The sequence below is a fragment of the Colwellia sp. RSH04 genome, assembly GCF_003545765.1.
In the GTDB taxonomy this organism is placed as follows: domain Bacteria; phylum Pseudomonadota; class Gammaproteobacteria; order Enterobacterales; family Alteromonadaceae; genus Colwellia.
The window spans coordinates 120807-139478 of sequence record NZ_QXIO01000001.1; the positions used below are offsets into that span (position 1 = coordinate 120807).

At 37.3% G+C, this 18672-nt stretch carries 14 protein-coding genes and 1 tRNA gene; 11 read left to right on the forward strand and 4 right to left on the reverse strand.

Going from position 1 to position 18672, the window contains the following annotated elements:
- Positions 1-31: 31 nt before the first annotated feature.
- Positions 32-1090, reverse strand: a complete 1059-nt coding sequence (gene queA, locus D1094_RS00480; protein ID WP_118958127.1) for a tRNA preQ1(34) S-adenosylmethionine ribosyltransferase-isomerase QueA — start codon at positions 1088-1090, stop codon at positions 32-34.
- Positions 1091-1423: 333 nt separating this feature from the next.
- Here queA and aceK point away from each other — a divergent pair, with 333 nt between their 5' ends.
- The 5 genes from aceK (at position 1424) to D1094_RS00505 (ending at position 4694) form a co-directional block, all read left to right on the forward strand.
- On the forward strand, positions 1424-3184 hold the full coding sequence (gene aceK, locus D1094_RS00485) for a bifunctional isocitrate dehydrogenase kinase/phosphatase (RefSeq protein ID WP_118958128.1): 1761 nt from the start codon (positions 1424-1426) through the stop codon (positions 3182-3184).
- A 151-nt stretch (positions 3185-3335) separates the two neighbouring features.
- Positions 3336-3412 (forward strand) — tRNA-Trp (locus D1094_RS00490).
- 86 nt (positions 3413-3498) lie between these two features.
- Positions 3499-3879, forward strand: coding sequence for a DNA polymerase III subunit psi (locus tag D1094_RS00495; RefSeq protein WP_118958129.1), 381 nt, complete (start codon positions 3499-3501; stop codon positions 3877-3879).
- 3 nt (positions 3880-3882) lie between these two features.
- The gene (gene rimI, locus D1094_RS00500) at positions 3883-4350 is read left to right on the forward strand and encodes a ribosomal protein S18-alanine N-acetyltransferase (protein ID WP_259337774.1); all 468 of its coding nucleotides are present in this window, start codon (positions 3883-3885) and stop codon (positions 4348-4350) included.
- 122 nt (positions 4351-4472) lie between these two features.
- Entirely contained in the window at positions 4473-4694 is a 222-nt protein-coding gene (locus D1094_RS00505) for a hypothetical protein (protein ID WP_118958130.1), read from the forward strand.
- An 11-nt stretch (positions 4695-4705) separates the two neighbouring features.
- On the opposite strand, the gene D1094_RS00510 is transcribed toward D1094_RS00505, so the two are convergent.
- A complete protein-coding gene (locus tag D1094_RS00510) occupies positions 4706-5269 on the reverse strand; it encodes a type II secretion system protein (RefSeq protein ID WP_118958131.1) in 564 nt (187 codons plus the stop codon).
- Between the two features lie 362 nt (positions 5270-5631).
- Here D1094_RS00510 and prfC point away from each other — a divergent pair, with 362 nt between their 5' ends.
- From prfC to D1094_RS00525, 3 genes are all read left to right on the forward strand, one after another.
- Positions 5632-7212: a peptide chain release factor 3 gene (prfC, locus tag D1094_RS00515; RefSeq protein ID WP_118958132.1), complete on the forward strand. Its 1581-nt coding sequence runs from the start codon at positions 5632-5634 to the stop codon at positions 7210-7212.
- 272 nt (positions 7213-7484) lie between these two features.
- A complete protein-coding gene (gene argS / locus D1094_RS00520; RefSeq protein WP_118958133.1) occupies positions 7485-9221 on the forward strand; it encodes an arginine--tRNA ligase in 1737 nt (578 codons plus the stop codon).
- Positions 9222-9279: 58 nt separating this feature from the next.
- Positions 9280-10152: a TatD family hydrolase gene (locus D1094_RS00525; protein ID WP_118958134.1), complete on the forward strand. Its 873-nt coding sequence runs from the start codon at positions 9280-9282 to the stop codon at positions 10150-10152.
- 23 nt (positions 10153-10175) lie between these two features.
- On the opposite strand, the gene D1094_RS00530 is transcribed toward D1094_RS00525, so the two are convergent.
- Complete coding sequence (locus tag D1094_RS00530) at positions 10176-10901, reverse strand: hypothetical protein (protein WP_259337775.1); 726 nt, start codon at positions 10899-10901, stop codon at positions 10176-10178.
- A gap of 81 nt (positions 10902-10982) precedes the next feature.
- On the opposite strand from D1094_RS00530, the gene serB reads away from it, so the two are divergent.
- On the forward strand, positions 10983-11975 hold the full coding sequence (gene serB / locus D1094_RS00535; RefSeq protein ID WP_259337776.1) for a phosphoserine phosphatase SerB: 993 nt from the start codon (positions 10983-10985) through the stop codon (positions 11973-11975).
- 80 nt (positions 11976-12055) lie between these two features.
- Here the strand turns inward: serB and D1094_RS00540 are convergent, their stop codons facing one another.
- Positions 12056-14524 carry a PilZ domain-containing protein gene (locus D1094_RS00540; RefSeq protein ID WP_118958136.1) on the reverse strand — a complete coding sequence of 823 codons (2469 nt, stop codon included), beginning with the start codon at positions 14522-14524 and terminating at the stop codon, positions 12056-12058.
- A gap of 370 nt (positions 14525-14894) precedes the next feature.
- On the opposite strand from D1094_RS00540, the gene radA reads away from it, so the two are divergent.
- A complete protein-coding gene (gene radA, locus D1094_RS00545; RefSeq protein ID WP_118958137.1) occupies positions 14895-16256 on the forward strand; it encodes a DNA repair protein RadA in 1362 nt (453 codons plus the stop codon).
- 34 nt (positions 16257-16290) lie between these two features.
- Positions 16291-18552, forward strand: a complete 2262-nt coding sequence (locus D1094_RS00550) for a S9 family peptidase (RefSeq protein ID WP_118958138.1) — start codon at positions 16291-16293, stop codon at positions 18550-18552.
- Positions 18553-18672 lie beyond the last annotated feature (120 nt).

Sequence of the window (18672 nt, forward strand, 5' to 3'; positions counted from 1 at the left end):
CGCTGGTTCACGTGGTTTACTAACACCTCAATTAAATAGATTTTTTAGTTAAAAACATGGCATCGCCGTAGCTAAAGAATCGATACTCTTGCTCAATGGCATGTTGATATGCGGGCATTATATTTTCATAGCCGGCGAAGGCACTGACTAACATCAACAACGTTGACTCTGATAAATGAAAATTAGTTAATAGTGCATCAACCACGAGAAATTCATAGCCAGGTGTAATGAAGATGTCGGTATCACCATAAAACTCTGTTAGGGGCTGGTGTTTATCTTTGGCGGCTTTTGCTGCACTTTCCAATGAACGCACTGACGTTGTACCAACAGCTACCACTCTACCGCCAGAAGCTTTGGTGGCATTAATTTGCTCAATCACTTCTGAGGGCACTTCAACATATTCTGCATGCATAATGTGATCAGAAATCTCATCAACTTTTACAGGCTGGAATGTACCCGCTCCTACATGCAAAGTTACAAAAGCAAGTTCGACCCCTTTTGCTTTAATTTTTTCGAGGATAGCTTCATCAAAATGCAAGCCAGCGGTTGGTGCTGCAACAGCGCCAGGCTTTTCATTATAAACCGTTTGGTAACGCTCTTTATCGCTATCTTCATCTGGGCGATCAATATAAGGAGGTAATGGCATATGACCAATATTTTCCAATATCGTTAATACGCTGTCTTCGCCTTGAAATTTTAGTTCAAATAGCGCACCTTGTCGGCCTACCATTGTTGCCTGCACAGAGTTACCCTGCTCATTTTGGAGAATAAGTTCGGTACCAACTTTAGGCGACTTACTCGCTCGAATATGCGCAAGCGCCGTATGTTGATCAACAATTCTTTCAACCAGTACTTCTATTTTACCGCCAGTCGATTTTTGGCCATACATACGGGCAGGAATAACACGGGTGTTATTAAATACCAGCAAATCACCTGCATTTAATTGGTCAATAATATCAGTGAAATATAGATCCTTACGTTCCCCGCTATTACCACTTAATGTCATTAAACGGCTACCAGTACGGTTTGGCATTGGATATCGAGCAATTAGCTCTTCAGGGAGATTAAATGAGAAATCAGATACGCGCATGAGATACTTTTATTAGATCGATAAATATAATGTGAACTGGTAGCGCTTGCTAATATTTACGGTACAAGCTCACGGGTAAATTTTAAAACGGCTAATTTTAATGCTGAGTGCTATTGATAGCAAGACAAATAAAGTAATTACACTCGCTTAATTATTGAATAAAAGCAAAGCCATTTTACTAAGCGCCAAATTCAGTACATTATTTCTATTTATAACCACTATTTAGCAAACTTTATCTCGCTGTAGTGCTTTTTTATCGTATGCTGTTTTTCAAACACTTGTGTTAACTATGGGCATTCTTATCGATAGTGTGTCAAAAGGTAGGTCAATAATATGAATAATATTTCTTTTGCTTTAGCCAAAACCATACTCAATGGCTTTGAACGCCATATTAGCTTGTTTATTGAAATAACCCAATCAGCCAAGCAACGTTTTGAATTGTGTCAGTGGAGTAAAGTACAAGAAGCAGCTAAAGCAAGAACCACCTTTTATGACCAGCGTGTCAATGAAACATTTGACACCATCAAACAAGATTTTTTCATACAAGAATTAAATGACGATTTATGGCAACAAGTAAAACGTGATTATATTGAGTTATTGAAAAATCACCAACAACCTGAACTTGCTGAAACGTTTTATAATTCGGTATTTTGTCATTTGTTTGAGCGCAAGTATTACCACAATGCTTATATATTTGTTGAAAGCACCGCAAGTCGCCTAGACGCACAAGAAACCCCTAAAATATTTAAACGTTATACACCCGCAGATAAAGGCCTAAGAGAAACCATCGTTGATATTATGAATGATCATAAAAGTGAAATTCCTTATCAAGACCTTGATGCTGATGTAGAAACATTAATTCGAGCTTTTCGACGACAAGCTGAAAAAACACGCTTTAAATTAGCAGACTTAACCTTTGATATTTTAAACTTTACTTTTTATCGTAATAAAGGCGCTTATATTATAGGTAGAGTACTTTCACCCGCTGGCGAGACACCCTTTATTGTCTCCGTACTGCATGGTGATAAAGGCGGTTTAACAATTGATGCACTGCTGACTAAAAGCGAAAGTATGGCGGTTGTTTTTGGTTTCGCCCGAGCCTATTTTTTTGTTGATTGCCTTCACCCACATGCACTCGTTAATTTTTTACAAGGTTTAATTCCTCACAAAACAAAGGCAGATTTATACTCTGCAATTGGTTTTCACAAGCAAGGAAAAACTCAATTTTATCGTGACTTTTTAAATCATTTAGCAAGCAGTGAAGACAAGTTCGAACTTGCGGCGGGAATAAAAGGCATGGTGATGTCGGTATTTACTCTACCTTCTTACCCTTATGTTTTTAAAATCATTAAAGATAGATTTTCCCCAAGCAAAAACATGACTAAAAAAGATGTAAAAGGAAAATACCGCCTAGTTAAGTTACACGATAGAGTTGGTCGTATGGCTGACACCATGGAATACTCAGAAGTGGCTTTTCCTAAAAACCGATTTAGTGAGACACTCCTTGAAGAGTTAATGAAAGTAGCGCCTTCAATTATTCGTTTTGAAGATGATCTGATTATTATCGAACATTTATATATTGAACGTCGCATGGTGCCGTTAAATATATACTTAGCTGAAGCGCTTAAAAATAAAGAAACGGAAAAAATTAATGAAGCCATGTATGGCTATGGTGAAGCAATAAAGCAACTTATTTCAGCCAATATATTTCCAGGTGATATGTTACTTAAAAATTTCGGCGTTACTCGTCATGGTCGGGTTATATTTTATGATTATGACGAAATTACCTATATGAACGAAGTTAACTTTAGAGTAAAACCTGAGCCTGTCACTGAAGAGCAAATATACGCTGCAGAGCCATGGTACTCTGTTGCCCCTGGTGACATGTTTCCTGAAGAGTTGGCTACATTTGCTTTAGCAAACCCTAACTATTTAAAAGCTTTCAAATTGCACCATAGCGATTTGCTTGAAGCAACTTACTGGCAACAATGCCAACAAAATGTTGCTGACGGAATTTTTAAAGATGTTTACCCATACCCCGATCAGTTTAGGTTTTGCTATTTGCGAGGCACCAAACAAGCAGCACCTTATTAACCTCAACAATCACCCCACTCTAAAAAGACTGAGTTATTGGCTAGTTTATTAACACTTTGTTGATAAATTAGCCGAACAGTTAAAAAATTTACTTTTTTATTAAATTCCTCTTTACCTTTTGTCTCGCATCAGTATAATTCACCTCCGTTGCAGGGGTGTAGTTCCAATTGGTAGAACAGCGGTCTCCAAAACCGATGGTTGGGAGTTCGAGTCTCTCCACCCCTGCCATTTCCCTTTCTTTTTTATTTTATCTCACTTTCTAATCGATACAATTTCTGTCATTATAATTTTATTTATTGTACTGCTTTATTTTTATGTCAATTTCACAACGTCAATTTGATCATCTCACTGAAATGGGCATCAGTCTGTGGCAACACAGAAACCAAGTTCAAGCTATAGCTAATTCAGAAATTACTGAGCAACCATTTATTCACGTAAAGTTAGCCGATATTGCCAAGCAACAATTCTTTGGCGATGTATTATTAAGTATTGATATCAGTATTGGTGAAGTAAAAGAGCATAATAATCATTTAGATCTTGGTTTATTCGACTGGTTTTTTGTTGATTCAAACCAAAAAAATGAAGAGATTCACTTTCAGCAAAATAGTTTATATACGCCATCGTTAGCTCAGTTATCCGAGCAGCCAAAATTGAAACGAGCGCTTTGGAAAATTATCTCAGAAGAAATATTGTAACTTATGACGACCTCAATTAAACAGCCTAGCTTTCACGCTATTAGCAAAAATGACGTAAAAAACTTAATGGCTATTGAAGAAGCTTGTCACTCCCATCCGTGGTCTGAGAAAACATTTAGCAGCTGCATTGGCGGACGCTACTTTTCTGAATATGCGAGTTCTTACGAAAAAATCATTGGTTTTTATGTTGGTGAGATAGTCATTGATGAAGCTACATTAATGGACATCTGTGTCACGCCAGAGCATCAAGGTAAAGGCTATGGCAAAGCTTTATTACTGCAATTTATATCTCAAGCGACCAAGCAAGGTGCTCAGAAACTCTTTTTAGAAGTAAGAGCCAAAAACATCTCAGCACAAATGCTTTACATTAATATGGGGTTTAGTGAAACAGCTAGAAGAACAGGTTATTACCCTAGTGCATCAGGTTTTGGTTATGAAGATGCTATTGTGATGAGCAAGTCATTAAAGTAACGACCATGTATCCTTATTCCCCCTACTGATTACAAAATACAACATTGTATTACCCAATCATACTGGTTTGATTCATTCATCTTGTTAAGATAATTATTAATGTCTTAGCTAAGGGGGCCAAGATGGAACATAAAACATTTTCGCGTAGCGATAGTTTGTTATTCGACCAAGACGCTGCACAGCTACTTGCTTTACAAGCAATTGAACAATTAATGCAAATAACACATTATGATAAAAAACAATGTATGGCATTATTAAACCAACAACTTAATTATAGCGAAGCTTTACAAGCACCACTATTAAGTCACAAAGAGTCAGAGTTTATCCATAGGTTATTTAATTAATATATTGATAATTAACCTAACGTTGCTCTACCTAAAGTCACTTCACCTGTTGCTGGAAAATACCTAATTTGCCAGTTTTCTTGACCTTTACTTCGGTTATCGCGGATATAATTATAGTAGCAATAAGTCGTTGGTAACGTCGCATCGGGGTTTGAATACCAATAAATAATATCATTATCACCACCAAACGATGCGTCGGTATGAATTGCAAGTGTAAAGTCTTCGGCATCGAGCATGCCAACCCAAAGTTGTCGACAAAATTCCCCCGTTAACTGCGTACCACCTCCACCGCTAGCAACAGTATCTTCACCTAGGGGGTATCCCGTAATGGTTGAATCTATATCTCCCTTTGCAAAGCAATTTAAATCTAACACTGCACCATTACTTCCGTCAGCTAACCAACAACTATGATAAAGCGTAACCGCTGTTTTATATGAGCCATACAGCCTTTTAGCAATAGCATCATGGGCATCTTGAGAAAGGTTAATGTATTTAGGCAAAGCGGTAACCGACAAAATGCCTAAGATAACAATAACAACAACTAATTCTATTAACGTAAAACCATTATTTCTCATAGTATTTACCACTGCGTAAAATTAGAACACATAGAATGGTGTTCTTGCACAAATGTTTTAATACAATATACATCGATTTAAAACCTCACTCAAGAAAAGACTATAACCTCAAAAATTGTAGGCCTCACGCTGCAACGAAACCTATCTGTTCGCTTAAATTGAGCAAAGAAATTCTTCATTAAATTAATATCAAATTAATATCAAATGAATATAAAAAAGCCTGTTAGATTTGCTTTGGTAAAAATTGATACGAATACATTACTTTTATTGTTCAATTTCGCTATAATATTGCGCTTTATTTTTATTTCATTGGTGTGTGATTTATTTACGCGCTAAAACCCCATTTTACACAGGTAATTTGCATGTCTGTACAACAGCAGGAAGTCGACTTACGAAGAACGTTTGCGATTATTTCTCACCCGGATGCCGGTAAAACCACTATTACAGAAAAAGTATTACTTTTTGGTCAAGCATTACAAAAAGCAGGTACGGTAAAAGGTAAAAAGTCAGGTCAGCACGCAAAATCTGACTGGATGGAAATGGAAAAAGATCGTGGTATATCAATCACGACTTCAGTAATGCAATTCCCCTATAATAACTGCCTTGTAAATTTACTTGATACTCCAGGGCATGAAGACTTCTCGGAAGATACCTACAGAACATTAACAGCTGTTGACTCATGTCTTATGGTTATAGATGTTGCTAAAGGTGTAGAGGCTCGTACCATTAAGTTAATGGAAGTCACGCGCTTACGCGATACCCCCATTATCACTTTTATGAATAAAATGGATCGCGATGTCCGTGATCCAATGGAAGTGATGGATGAAGTAGAAGAAGTTTTAAAAATAAAATGTGCTCCAATTACTTGGCCAATTGGCATGGGTAAAGAATTTAAGGGCATTTATAATATTCTTGATGATGAAACAATTTTATATCAATCAGGTCAAGGACATACTATTCAAGAAAAACGCGTTATTAAAGGGCTAGATAACCCTGAACTTGATAATGCGATTGGTAGTTATGCTGATGATCTTCGTGAAGAATTAGAACTTGTTGTTGGCGCTTCGCATGAGTTTGATTTAGACGAGTTTTTAAACGGTGAATTAACCCCAGTATTTTTTGGTACAGCATTAGGTAACTTTGGTGTTGACCATATGCTTGACGGCTTAACCAAATGGGCACCTAAGCCTCTTCCGCGTAAAACAGACTTACGACAAGTGAATGCCGAAGAAGAAAAATTCTCAGGCTTTGTTTTTAAAATTCAAGCCAACATGGATCCTAAACATAGAGATAGAATTGCTTTTATGCGTATTTGCTCAGGTAAATATGAAAAAGGTATGAAAATGAAACAGGTTCGTCTGGGTAAAGATGTAAAAATAGCCGATGCAGTAACCTTTATGGCTGGCGATCGCTCCAATGTAGAACAAGCCTATGCAGGCGATATTATCGGTTTGCACAACCACGGTAGTATTCAAATTGGTGATACTTTTACCGCGGGCGAAATGATGAAGTTCAGCGGTATCCCTAACTTTGCGCCAGAAATGTTTAGACGTATTCGTTTAAAAGATCCGCTAAAGGCTAAACAACTGCAAAAAGGTTTGATCCAGTTATCTGAAGAAGGTGCTGTACAAGTCTTTAGGCCGTTTATTAATAACGACATGATTGTTGGTGCCGTTGGTGTACTTCAGTTTGAAGTGGTTGTACAACGTTTAAAAACTGAATATAAAGTCGACGCGATTTATGAGCCAATTAGTGTAGCTACGGCAAGATGGTGTACTTGTGATGATGAACGAACTTTAGAGCAGTTTAAGAAAAAAGCTGGCGATAACTTAGCCTTAGATGGTGGCAATAACTTAACGTATATTGCTCCTACTATGGTTAATTTATCTCTTGCGCAGGAACGTCATCCGGATATTAAGTTTCACTCAACACGTGAACACTAATTTGGCTGCCTAGTTTGTAATTTTACCGCGTTGCTTAATTATTTTTATGTAGTCACTTAGTTTACTAAGCTCCTTTATAAAAATAACCAAACGCCTTGTAAAATAAACAAACTATTTTGCCAAACTTGAAATATAAGAATTAGTTACTAACTGTGAGTTACGCATTCTCGCAGTTAGTTGGTTCAAGACAAATAAATACTCGCTCAGTTAATGATAGCCAATGAGCATGATTGTTCTATTGAACCAAATAACAAAGAGAATGAGATAACAAAATGAATATCAAGAATATATTAGCTGAAAAAGTAAGCGCTGCTATGGTTGCAGCAGGACTACCAGAAGACACTAACCCAGCCATTAGTTTGTCTAACCGTCCTCAATTTGGTGACTATCAAGCGAACGGCGTCATGGGCGCGGCTAAAAAACTGAAAACAAACCCGCGTGAATTAGCCACTAAAGTTGTCGAGCAATTAGATTTAGACGGTATTGCTGAAAAAATAGAACTTGCAGGCCCAGGCTTTATTAATATTCATTTAGACCAAGCATGGTTAGCCGCTAATCTAAACGCTATGAGAGACGATGCTCATATCGGTGTTACTCAACGTAAAGTTGCTCAAACCGTAGTGGTAGATTATTCAGCCCCCAACTTAGCAAAAGAAATGCATGTAGGTCATTTACGCTCGACCATCATTGGTGATGCCGTAGTTCGAGCTCTTGAGTTTCGTGGTGATACCGTTATTCGCCAAAACCACATGGGCGACTGGGGCACTCAGTTCGGCATGTTAATCGCACACCTAAGCGACAAATTAGCAGGTAATGAAGTGGCTGAAACCGCCCTTGCTGATTTAGAAAACTTTTACCGTGAAGCCAAGGTTCGCTTTGATGAAGAAGAAGGCTTTGCTGACAGAGCGCGTGATTACGTGGTTAAACTGCAAAGTGGTGACGCGCAATGCGATAGATTATGGCAACAGTTTATTGATATTTCTATCAGCCATAGTGAAGAGATTTATCAAAAACTAAATGTATCATTACAACGAAAAGACATTATGGGTGAAAGCGCCTATAACGATGATCTGTCTAACGTTATTGATGAACTCATGGCAAAAGAAATTGCTGTTGAAGACCAAGGTGCAAAAGTTGTATTTATTGATGAAATGGCTAACAAAGACGGTGAGCCTTCAGTCTTTATCGTGCAAAAATCAGGTGGTGGTTACTTGTATGCCACTACAGATTTATCTGCTTGTCGTTACCGTAGTGGCCAATTAAACGCTGATCGCATTATTATCTTTACTGATGCTCGCCAATCATTACATTTCAAGCAAGTAGAAATCGTAGCACGTAAAGCTGGCTTCTTACCAAACAATGTTGATTACCATCATTGCCCATTTGGTATGATGATGGGAGATGACGGTAAGCCTTTTAAAACGCGTACCGGCGGTACCATTAAGCTAGCTGAATTACTTGATGAAGCAGTAAGTCGCGCAAGTGATTTAATTAAAGAGAAAAACCCAAATATTTTAGATGACGATTTGGCTAATATTTCTAAAAAAGTAGGTATTGGTGCGGTTAAATTTGCAGATTTATCTAAAAATAGAACTAGTGATTATATTTTCAATTGGAAAACCATGCTGAGTTTTGAAGGAGCAACTGCACCTTATTTACAATATGCGTACTCTCGTATTCAAAGTATTTTTGCTAAAGCAAATATACCTAACGACGCCTTAGGTAAAATAAGCATTATTGAGCCACAAGAAAAAGCTCTCGCGCTAAAAATTATTCAGCTAGAAGATGTTATTGATGCGGTTATTAGTGAGTGTACGCCTAATTTATTGTGTAACTACTTGTATGAACTGGCTAGTTTGTATATGAGCTTTTATGAAGCCTGCCCTATTCTTAAAGAAGAAATCAGTGAAGAAGTTAAACACTCTCGTTTAGCCTTATGCCAACTCATCAGCAAAACACTTCAACAAGGATTAGATATTTTAGGTATTGAGGTCATGGAGAGAATGTAATTACATTCTGTTAAACCTTTAAAAGTTAACTATTTTAAAACGTTCAAGGGGCAGTAGCATGAAATACACTGATAGCCACTGCCACCTTGATGATAATTGTTTTAGCACACAGTTGCCCGAGCTGTTGTCACAATGTAAATTACGTAATATTTCACGTATTATTATTCCAAGTATATCTCCTGATAACTTTCAACAAGTCTTAACACTCACTAAGCAATATCATCAAAGGCCTATCGAGTTGTTTTGCACTTTAGGTATTCACCCATGGTTTCTAAAGCATTTAACACTGAATGATTTAGAAAACCTCAATCAACTTATCACAAAAGAAAAACATAATATTATTGGTGTGGGTGAAATCGGTTTAGATGGTGCAACCAGTAAACATGCTGCGCAATTTGGCCAAACACCAGAAGAAAACTTTGAACAACAACAACGCTTTTTTGAGTATCAATTAGACCTTGCTAATAAAAATGAACTGCCCGTAATAATTCATCACAGACAATCCCATCAGCATATTGTGCCTTTTCTAAGGCAGTACCAATTAGCAAAATCTGGCATCATCCATGGGTTTACAGGTAGTTACCAGCAAGCGAAAGATTATTTAGATTTAGGTTTTAAACTAGGTATTGGCAGTAGCATTAGCTTTTCTCGAGCAAAAAAAACCATTAATACCGTTAAACGTTTACCCATTGAAAGCTTAGTTCTTGAAACTGATGCGCCATCAATGCCATTAAGCAATGAAGTGATCTCCCCTATTGACAATACCTTTAAACAAAATAACAGCAGTAAGCCGCCAGCTAATTCACCACTGAATATTCCAGTAATTTTTGAATTATTGGTTAACGTCACAGGGATAACCCCTGAAGTACTCGCTAATCAGCTTGAAGACAATGTTAATAAGATTTTCTTTACAAAAGATTCTACTATTTAACCTGTGCTCTAATTAACAAAAACTTATTTTGCAGCAAGCTTTTCCGAGGCTTTTATCGTTTTATTAATCCGATAACTACGTCGGCTAAAACGGTTTAAACCACGTGTTAATAGAAAACCAACCATACCAGCTAACAGCAACATTAATCTCAATAAAGTTTGTCTATCATGATCGGCTTTACTTAACACTTCAGTTAAATAATCAGGCTCATAAGTAAAGCGCAAATAGCCAAGTAGCTTACCTTGGCGAATCTCCATAACATAAGGGGTATAAAGCTGACTTTTATCTAAGGTTTTAGCTGCAACACCATAAAGCTCTAATATCGATTTACTTGGATCTTCAAAGACAACCTTCTCTTGAGTGCTTGATGTTTTCTCTATGTATTTACCGGTATTTAACAGTAACCCTTTCTTATCATATAAATGAACTTGCTTGATAAAATCGACTTCCATCACACCATTAAGGTAGTTTTGCAATATTTCATTGCGCGCTTTTTTTGAAGCATATTTTTGCAAAAGTAATACCGATATACCTGAAGCACTTTGCTGTAGGTACTGTTTTGCGAGGTAATCAAAATGCCCTTCAAGAGTGGCTTCATCTTTACTGATGGTAGATTGCCACATACTCATCAAGACGATAATAATCAAAATTGCACTAGCTAATTGCAGAATTTTATTATAAATCGATGATAATTTAGGGTATAAAGGCTGTTCAGGTTGCTTCATATAACCATGATAACTGTATAACATACTGATATTGCCACTATAGTTATATTATTATCTGTTGTGAAGTTTTAATATTATTTCCCCCTATTACAATAGAGAATAAATGTGACTAATTCAGCCAGCGATACGCCTCTTAGTGAAGCTTTTAATGAGCTTGTAGCTAAATCATCATTACCTATCTACTTATCATTACAAAATAAAACGATAACGTTAGCCAAAGAGCAAATATCGCTGACCAAGCAAGAGCTCGTCGTTTTCTCAACATTAACACTACAGCAATTGCATCAACTGATTGAATTTAGTCAAATCACGCCATTAGCGTTAACTCAAGTGACTCACAGAAACCATGAAACAAGTTTTCGATTTACAGTCTCTTGTAGTGATTTAACTTCAGCTCGTCAGGCTGTCGCTCAGTTTGCGCTTGAACATAATATTGAAGCGGCACTGATAGAAAACGCTCCCTCACTTGCAACACCCGGTTTACTGGTAATGGATATGGACTCTACCACCATAGAAATTGAATGTATTGATGAAATAGCCGCACTAGCAGGCGTTGGAGAAGAAGTTGCAGCGGTAACAGAGCAAGCAATGCAAGGGGAATTAGACTTTGCACAAAGCCTACACCAACGTGTAGCCACTTTAAAAGATGCGCCCGAACAGATACTGGTTGATGTCGCGAAAAACATTCCGCTCATGTCAGGCTTAAGAGCGCTAATCACTGAATTAAAGAAACATCAATGGCGTGTTGCGATTGCTTCAGGTGGCTTCACCTATTTTGCAGACCATTTAAAAGATATGCTCGATTTAGATGACGCGTTTGCAAATACGTTAGAAATTTTAGATGGTAAACTTACAGGGAAAGTACTCGGTGATGTTGTCGATGCACAAGTTAAAGCTGATAGTCTTTCTCTATTAAGTGATAAATACGCGATTGCAAAAGAGCAAACTGTTGCCATGGGAGATGGCGCTAACGATTTATTCATGATGTCTGCTGCAAGTTTTGGAGTAGCTTTTCATGCTAAACCTATTGTATTAGCAAAAGCTGACGCAAGTATTAACCATCAAGGTTTAGATTGTTTACTACACTGGTTACGCTAAAACTTTTTAGCTAAAAGTCGCCATGTTCATTTTAGCAATGAAAATGGCGACACAAAATTTATAATGGTAAAGAACCAGTGTTACGAAGGTGCGTCTTCTTGAAGTTTATAACACATCAAAGTTTCTTGCGTTACGTCGAACACTTCTAAAATACCGGCTACACTCCAAATATCTTGCTCTATCTGCTTACCGCGATGTATAGCATACGTACTGATATAACTTAATTCGGGATTTAAATATTCCATTTGAGGACTATCAGTTCTCGACAACTTCACTTGCAAACTAAAGAACAAGCCCTGCTTTAATGATTTTTTTATAAAGAATCGTGTTAATTCAGGCGAGTTGAATTCACTGACTAGTTTTGTCGTCACTGATTTATCAACACTTTCATGGTCAGGATTAATGGCAACATAAAGCGTTTCAGTTATCGCTAAATCATCAGCAATTAATTTTTTTAACTGCGTTTCTAAAGAAGTGATCGCAGTTAAATTACTTAATAATGGATATAAATTATAAAAGCCTTTTCTATCACTTAAACGTTTCATTTGTTCGAGCAAGCTTTCAGCCCCCTGCTCAACATAGTCAGCCCCTAATAACAGCGACTCTATTTTATATCGACTACCACTGCTCTGCACAGCAAGCGTTGCATTATCAAGCCCAACGGCGTAACTCGTTCTTAAGGCTTCAGCAAGACCAGGAGTTAACATAGCGTATTCATCAGGCGTTAGTTTGTCTTTATTTTTCGCGATAAGCAGCTTAAAAAAAGATCGGCCAATATGTTGATGTTCTTTTACTGAAACACGCAAATTAATCGTGGTTTTACTTTTATTGATTCGAACCACTTTATAAGGCAACTTCTTTAAATCGAAGCTTGACGTTATCTGCTGAAGTTTTGGAAAACTTAAATAGACAATATCTCCTTTGATTAACTGCGCTGGTACTGTGAGGTTGACCTTTAACCCTGACACAGAAAAATCTTCTGAGTTTCCTTTCCAAATGACTGATTGACACTCGATTTCAACAGGAGTTTTATATTTAAAACGCGGTTCTTGTCGTTGGTTTCTATAATTTATGCCTATCTCGTTGATCTCAAGCTTTTCTGTAGAGCGAGAATGTCCAAAGCGCTTTATCTTCTGCTTATCAATGTTTTGATAATCAAACTCTTGATACTGTTTTATATTTTCCTGATTGGTGACCTCTTTTATCACTACAATATTAGACAGGCTAGCCATACTTTCAACAACTTCTGTTGATGGTGGCGCATTCAAATACTGCTGTTTGGTACTGACATTCGATAATGTGAAAGGCGAGTATATTTTCTCTTTATTCACTTTTTGTATCGTTAACAGAGACACAGCAAAAGAGGTTTTTTTAGCCGCAAATCCAATGAACTCTTTAAGAAAGCTAAGATCGTTACTCGCCTGAATACTATCAATACTATAAAAGAAGTCACTGCCTTGATGTTGATTGATAAAACTATATACAATGAGTGGCTGACCTTTCTTTTGTGCTTCAATAATTCGCGCAATACGTTCAGAATTAATTAAATAATTTAATGTTGAATGATGTTTTTCATTTTGCCAATATTGAAAAATATTTTGGTTATTCTGTGTGGTAAGCGCATACCTAGGGTGAAGCGCATTACCCTGTTGCTGAACAAATACGGGTAATTCATTAAGCTTTACCATCGCGTATTGCTCAAAACTACGTGCTTGAATACTTTGAATAGTATTATCTAAATTAACCTTATAGCGCCTTTTATTACCTTGAATGAATCCTTGAAGAAATTGAGAGAAGCCGTCTTTTTCAGGAATATCTAATCGCTTACAACCTATTAATTGCGTGCTAGAGTCTCTAAGGAGATTCTCTACGCGATAAATAAATAGACTATCTTTACCAAAGTGAAATTCCTGCTCTAACCCTTTAAAGGTAATATTAACGTCATCACCAACTCTTAAAACTGGTACTTCTTTTATGCGAAATTTAAGCCCCGTTTTACTAATATCTACAGTAGTTGCTTGATAGGCTTTACTTCCAGCGACGGTAATTTCTATAGCAACAGCGAAATTCATTCGCTCTTCTAATCGGTCAGGGTAATTATCAAACTGATAAAGTTTAGCACTGTATTGTTTTTTCTCTAGCCCCGACTTTACTTTCACATTAAGGTTGCTGGTATTAACTTTTGTTGACTCGTTTTTGTATATATTTCTAAAGTTATTCTCTGTATTCTTGACCGCTTCATAGACCCCAAAAGTATAACCGCCGTATACTTTTACATTCTCTTTAAAAACATTAATAGCAACATCGTCTAAAAAATGACTTTGCCCTTGGTAGTCAAATAGTTGGCACTCTCCGTCGACTAAACCACGAAGATCAATAACACGCGTGCAGGGCCCCGCTAAACGCTTTAGTTCCATTTTTAACAGAAACTTTTCCGTTTTAGGCAAGCGCGCTGCTACTGCATTAAACTTATTATCAAAGCCAGCTTTGTTTACGACACCACGAAATTTTTCAATAATGGCTTGGTGCTTGATAAAATCTATACTCATAAAATACCAGTCAATTGTGACTATTCTTATTATTATTTAGTCACTTATATCTAATTAATGCTACTACTGTAAAAATAGTTTCGGCAATTACAACTGTCAAACCAGTCATATTCTTTAACAACTTTTCAAGTAGACTAGTGCTATACAAAGCCGCTAAAAACATTATAATTTAATTCATTCAAAGCCATCAACACAAGTATTTATATGTAAATACCGCTTGATGGTTGTATATTGTTTATCTATATAAAATATCGCCGTAATACCAACGTTTATAAGAGGCTTCTGTCAATAATCTAAGGTGTTCATCGCAATATTATGTTTAACTAAGCAAGTATTACACCATTATCAAAAACTTTATAATAGGTATTAAATGGCTAAGACAAAAACAGCCTTTGTTTGCACTGAATGTGGGTCTGAATATGCACGTTGGTTAGGCCAGTGTAATGACTGTAAAGCATGGAATACTATTTCTGAATTTAGACAAGCCAAATCACCTACTCGCGGAGGCAACTTTTCAGGCTTTGCCGGTGCCACTGAGTCTAAAGTTCAAACATTAGATTCTATTGACCTTGGCGAATTGCCTCGCTTTTCATCTGGATACCTCGAATTTGACCGAGTTCTTGGTGGCGGTATTGTGCCAGGTAGTGCAATTCTAATCGGTGGAGAACCAGGCGCAGGTAAAAGTACTCTGTTATTACAAACAATGTGCTCTCTTGCGGCTTCAATGCCAGCTTTATACATTACTGGCGAAGAATCTTTACAACAAGTTGCGATGCGCGCAAAACGTTTAGGGTTAGCGACCGACCAATTAAAAATGCTCTCTGAAACTAGCGTTGAAAATATTTGTAATATTGCCGAGAAAGAACAGCCTAAAATCATTGTTATTGACTCTATTCAAGTTATGCATATGGCTGATATTCAATCAGCACCTGGTAGCGTATCTCAAGTTAGGGAGAGTGCCGCGTATTTAACTCGCTTTGCCAAACAGCACCATGTTGCCATGCTTATTGTAGGACATGTCACCAAAGATGGTTCATTAGCGGGCCCTAAAGTTTTAGAACACTGTATTGATTGCTCTATAATGCTCGAAGGCAGTACTGACTCACGCTATCGTACATTACGAGGTCATAAAAATCGTTTTGGCGCTGTAAACGAGCTAGGCGTATTTGCTATGACCGGTGGCGGGTTAAAAGAAGTCAAAAATCCTTCTGCCATTTTCTTAACACGTTCAGAAGAGCAAACACCAGGTAGTGTTGTAATGGTACTTTGGGAGGGAACAAGACCATTACTAGTAGAAATACAAGCGTTAGTTGATCACTCTGCTCTAGGTAATCCAAGGCGTGTGGCTGTTGGTGCTGATCAAAACCGATTATCTATGCTGTTAGCAATTTTAAATCGCCATGGTGGTTTACAATTGAATGACCAAGATGTTTTTGTCAATGTGGTTGGCGGCGTCAAAGTTACCGAAACAAGTATTGATTTGGCGTTAATTCTAGCACTTGTGTCTAGCTTTAAAGATAATGCATTGCCACAAGATTTAGTCATCTTTGGTGAAGTGGGCTTATCGGGTGAAATTCGCCCTGTTCCTAGTGGCCAAGAACGAATTTATGAAGCGGCAAAGCATGGCTTTAAACGTGCCATTGTGCCGCACAATAATAAACCGAAACACGAAATAGAAGGCATGGAAGTTATCGCAGTGAAAAAACTAAGCGATGCGCTCAACGTAATTTAAAGATTTTTAATTTATTCAAATAAGAAGTTACCTGATGAAACGAACAATTAAAAAAGCACTCCTTATCGTTAGTTGTGCATTGCCAATATTTTCAACGTTTAGTGAAGAAGCAAACTTGTCTATTGAGCGCATTTACAGCGCCCCTTCATTAAATGGTCAAACACCGAAGTCATTAAAGTTCTCTCCTGATGGCAACCGTGTAACATATTTACAAGGCAAAGCTGATGATTTAAACCGTTATGATTTGTGGGAATATAATTTAACCAGTAAAGAAAATAAATTACTCGTTGATTCAAAATTATTATTTAGCGGTAAAGAAAACTTATCAAACGAAGAGAAGGCTCGTAGAGAGCGCCAACGTATCTTCGGTAAAGGGATCATGGAATATCAGTTTTCTCATGATGGCAGTGCTTTACTTTTTCCATTGAATGGCGAGGTTTATTATTACCACTTAGCAGAGAAAACAGCGAAACGTTTAACAAATACACCAAGTTTTGAAACCGATGTAAAGTTTTCGCCAAAAGGTAATTATGTTTCTTATATTCGAGAACAAAACTTATTTGTTCGCCATATAAAAAGCGGTGAAGAACGTCAATTAACTATTGATGGTGGTGGTGTGATAAAAAACGGCATGAGTGAATTTGTTGCACAAGAAGAAATGGATCGTATGACGGGTTATTGGTGGTCACCTGATGAGAAGCACATTGCCTTTCTTAGAGTAGATGAAACGCCTGTTCAAACAGTTATTCGAAATGAAATCTACGCAGATAAAATTGATCTTATTGAACAAAGATACCCAGCCACTGGTACTAACAATGTTCACATTCAATTAGCCGTAACCGATATTAAAGGCAAGAAAGTTCGTTTTATTCCATTAAAAGGGGCAGATAACTCAGAAAATAAAGATATATACCTACCAAGAGTTAAGTGGTACCCCAATGGAAAAAACCTGTCGTATCAATGGCAAAGTAGAGACCAAAAAACACTGGTTTTACAGTCTTACAATATAAAAAAACGTAAGCAAAAAACATTGTTAACTGAAACTTCTGAACATTGGATTAACCTGCATAATGATCTTTATTTTTTCAACGACAGTAAATCATTTATTTGGGCTTCTGAGCGAGATGGCTTTAAGCATTTATACCATTATTCAATTAACGGAGAGTTAATTGCTCAGCTGACTAAAGGTCAATGGGTTGTCGATGCACTTAAAAATGTGGATGAAGAAAAAGGATGGTTATACTTTACTGGTAGAGCAGACACTCCTTTAGAACGCCATTTATACAAAGTACCGCTATCAGGCAAAACACCAGAACAAGTTCAACGACTCACAAAACGAAATGGTTTTCATGATATTACATTTGGCGCAGCCAGTAATAAGAATGGTTTAAACTACCTTGATAGCTTTTCAAACATTACCACACCAAAGCAAGTTAGTTTGCATCAAGCTAATGGTGAACACCTAACTTGGCTAGCAGAAAACAAAATAGACGATACTCACCCTGTCTATCCATATCACCAGCAACTCGTTAAACCCGAATTTGGCTCATTAACCTCTGATGATGGTCAGGCGACGCTTTTTTATAAGCTATATAAGCCAAATGATATGAAGCCAGGTACAAAGTACCCTGTTATCGTTAAAGTTTATGGTGGGCCACATGCACAGCGCGTAACAAACAAATGGCAAGGAGCTGATATGATCCAGTATATGGTGCAGCAAGGCTATATTGTCTATCAACTGGATAACCGAGGTTCTAATTACCGAGGTACAGCTTTTGAATTCCCTATATATCAACGCTTAGGCGAAGTGGAAGTTGCCGACCAAATAACTGGCGTAAAGTTTCTTCATACCTTACCTTATGTTGATAAGGAACGTATTGGTATATACGGCCATTCTTACGGAGGCTACATGGCATTGATGGCAATGTTTAAAGCCGGAGATTATTTTAAAGCGGGGGTTAGCGGCGCTCCAGTGACAGACTGGATGTTATACGATACACATTACACTGAGCGTTACCTTAACCACCCAAAAGCCAATGCGATAGGATATAAAGAAAGTAGTGTATTTCCGTATATCACTAATTTATCGGGCCCGTTGATGGTTTATCATGGCATGGCTGATGATAACGTACTGTTTACCAATACCACGAAGTTAATTAAAGCAATGCAAGATGAAAACAAAGTGTTTGAATTAATGACATACCCAGGTAGTAAACACAGCATGCGTGGTAAAAAAGTCAAAACACATTTAAACCACACAATCATAAACTTTTTTGATAGGCACTTTAAATTATAAGAGTAGCCATTAACTACCCTCTCCTTCGATGGTAGAACGTAAAAGTGGCAGGGCTTAATAGTTAATCATTGCTCTGCCACATTATTTATCTAAACTGATTTACCCTTTCCTTGCTAAATT

Coding starts and splice junctions, on each gene's coding strand:
- D1094_RS00550 (WP_118958138.1), top strand. CDS start 16,291: ATGAAACGAACAATTAAAAAAGCACTCCTTATCGTTAGTTGTGCATTG.
- radA (WP_118958137.1), top strand. CDS start 14,895: ATGGCTAAGACAAAAACAGCCTTTGTTTGCACTGAATGTGGGTCTGAA.
- rimI (WP_259337774.1), top strand. CDS start 3,883: ATGACGACCTCAATTAAACAGCCTAGCTTTCACGCTATTAGCAAAAAT.
- D1094_RS00510 (WP_118958131.1), bottom strand. CDS start 5,269: ATGAGAAATAATGGTTTTACGTTAATAGAATTAGTTGTTGTTATTGTT.
- D1094_RS00525 (WP_118958134.1), top strand. CDS start 9,280: ATGAAATACACTGATAGCCACTGCCACCTTGATGATAATTGTTTTAGC.
- aceK (WP_118958128.1), top strand. CDS start 1,424: ATGAATAATATTTCTTTTGCTTTAGCCAAAACCATACTCAATGGCTTT.
- D1094_RS00495 (WP_118958129.1), top strand. CDS start 3,499: ATGTCAATTTCACAACGTCAATTTGATCATCTCACTGAAATGGGCATC.
- D1094_RS00540 (WP_118958136.1), bottom strand. CDS start 14,524: ATGAGTATAGATTTTATCAAGCACCAAGCCATTATTGAAAAATTTCGT.
- argS (WP_118958133.1), top strand. CDS start 7,485: ATGAATATCAAGAATATATTAGCTGAAAAAGTAAGCGCTGCTATGGTT.
- prfC (WP_118958132.1), top strand. CDS start 5,632: ATGTCTGTACAACAGCAGGAAGTCGACTTACGAAGAACGTTTGCGATT.
- D1094_RS00505 (WP_118958130.1), top strand. CDS start 4,473: ATGGAACATAAAACATTTTCGCGTAGCGATAGTTTGTTATTCGACCAA.
- queA (WP_118958127.1), bottom strand. CDS start 1,090: ATGCGCGTATCTGATTTCTCATTTAATCTCCCTGAAGAGCTAATTGCT.
- D1094_RS00530 (WP_259337775.1), bottom strand. CDS start 10,901: ATGTTATACAGTTATCATGGTTATATGAAGCAACCTGAACAGCCTTTA.